The sequence below is a fragment of the Lyngbya sp. PCC 8106 genome (genome assembly GCF_000169095.1).
GTDB lineage: Bacteria > Cyanobacteriota > Cyanobacteriia > Cyanobacteriales > Microcoleaceae > Capilliphycus.
The window spans coordinates 1-1,863 of record NZ_AAVU01000100.1; the positions used below are offsets into that span (position 1 = coordinate 1).

Sequence of the window (1,863 nt, forward strand, 5' to 3'; positions counted from 1 at the left end):
GGACTTCTCAAGCATAAATCGGAAATTCACCTTCGATTATTCATGCTGATACTCAAGGACAGTCTACTCCTGTTTTTGCTTGATCATATTTATTAGGTATTCAACTTATGCCTCGCATTAGAAATTGGCAAGATTTAGTTTTTTATCGTCCTGAGAAGGAGACAGTTGATCAGCAGATTTATTCTCTATTTAAAGGGGTAATTAATTGGCAACTTATCAAAACTCATTGGTCAGATTTATGGCGAGTGGTTCTTTCTATTAAATCAGGCAAAATTTCGGCGGATATGTTGTTACGAAAGTTGGCAAACTATAGTCGGAAGAATAAACTTTATCAAGCGTTTCGAGAGTTAGGCAGAGTTATTAGAACTGTTTTTTTGTGACAGTTCATCTCTGACCAAAAGTTACGTCAAAAAATTACAGCAATGACTAATAAAGTAGAAGCTTATAATGGCTTTTCTAAATGGTTTTGCTTTGGAGGGGAAGGGGTGATTGCTAGTAATGACCCTGAACAGCAAGAGAAGACGATTAAGTACGGTGATTTAGTAGCTAATGCTGTTATTTTCCATAATGTGGTTGATTTAACTGAGGTTTTGCTTCAGCTAAGAAAAGAAGGTTTTTTCTGGGAGCGTGAAGAAATAGCTGCTTTGAGTCCTTATTTAACCAGTCATATTAAGCGTTTTGGCGATTATCTAATTGCTCTCGATACGATTCCACAAGCACTAGATGAAAAGTTAAATTTAGGCTTCTGAGTAATTTTGTTACACAACTTTACATTGTGATAAATTTTGCGCGTATCTTGTCCTTACCCCATCACGTTGGAATTAATTTCTAAGTTTCCCTTGGCAAAGCTGAGTTTAGTTTCGGTCGTTTCTTTTTCTCTGAACTTTAAATAAGATAGATACAATCCCAACCCAACAATTAACTTAACCAAAACCAGAACAAATAAGTCAATAACTAAATATGATTGAAAAACCAGCCGTCTGTGATTGAGTTGCCAAAGGTCGTATTCATTCTGGATTTTAAATCTTTCCAGGCTTATATTCGCTACTTCCTGATAGCATTGTCCTTGATTTTGAGAAAATTTGCAAATGTCCGCTGTTAAATTTAATTCGTCGTCGGGTTCGGGAGGTATAAATTGCTGTAGTCTCGGGGGTTCTTCCAAGTCTTGTTCTGGAGTTTCCGCATTTTCGGAATTTTCGATTAAAGTTCGATTGCCGTTGGATTTTTTTTCTTCCGTTGCAGTTCGCTTAGTTTCCGCCAAACTAATTAAGGGATTAACATTTGTGCTTAAACTTACAAATAGTGTTGACATCAACAGACTACCCATCAAAAACTTTATTGTTAAATACTTCATTTCGATTTGACTAAACTGAAAACTGCACTCTCTTAACATCAGCTTAACAACGGCATAAAAATTTTAACAGTCACATTTACGAGTGACATTTGTTAGACAAGTATCGGGCGCGTCTTTCAATCACTAATTAGTTCTAACTCGGCTTCAGACAACACTTTCTGTTCCATCCTATATAAATCATTCAGAACAAGTTTCACATCAGGAAACTTAAAGTATTCGGTCAGCTTCCCAAGCCGATAGTTAAACTCCCGATAACGATGTTTAAAATATAGTTCCACATTTCCTCGATGTTCCCAGAATCCGAGTAAGTTGATGGTGATGTTGGTATAATGGGTTTTCAAGTCCTGATGAATTTCTGAGATTCGTTCGTCAGTCGTTCTTTGGGTAATTCCTATTTTATATAGGGTTTCTCCGTTGGCTTTAACTTCCAAAAAATAAAGGGAGTTGACCAGAATCCGCCGAAGTTGGGTTTCATAAATTCTCAAATCGGCTTGGTAATCTTGGATGTT

2 protein-coding genes and 1 pseudogene are annotated in these 1,863 nt (G+C 36.6%); 1 reads left to right on the forward strand and 2 read right to left on the reverse strand.

Annotated features, from left to right (window positions below; translation table 11 throughout):
• Nucleotides 1–749, forward strand: a pseudogene (locus tag L8106_RS34115) (Tn3 family transposase); the annotation flags it as partial.
• A gap of 53 nt (nucleotides 750–802) precedes the next feature.
• Here L8106_RS34115 and L8106_RS29045 read toward each other — a convergent pair.
• Both L8106_RS29045 and L8106_RS29050 read right to left on the reverse strand, forming a co-directional pair.
• Entirely contained in the window at nucleotides 803–1,312 is a 510-nt protein-coding gene (locus L8106_RS29045; protein ID WP_232228620.1) for a hypothetical protein, read from the reverse strand.
• A gap of 158 nt (nucleotides 1,313–1,470) precedes the next feature.
• Nucleotides 1,471–1,863 (reverse strand): GIY-YIG nuclease family protein (locus L8106_RS29050; protein WP_009788164.1); only part of this gene is annotated, 393 nt, incomplete at its 5' end.

Excerpts from the sequence above, each read along its gene's own strand:
- L8106_RS29045 (WP_232228620.1), bottom strand. The coding sequence starts at position 1,312 with ATGTCAACACTATTTGTAAGTTTAAGCACAAATGTTAATCCCTTAATT.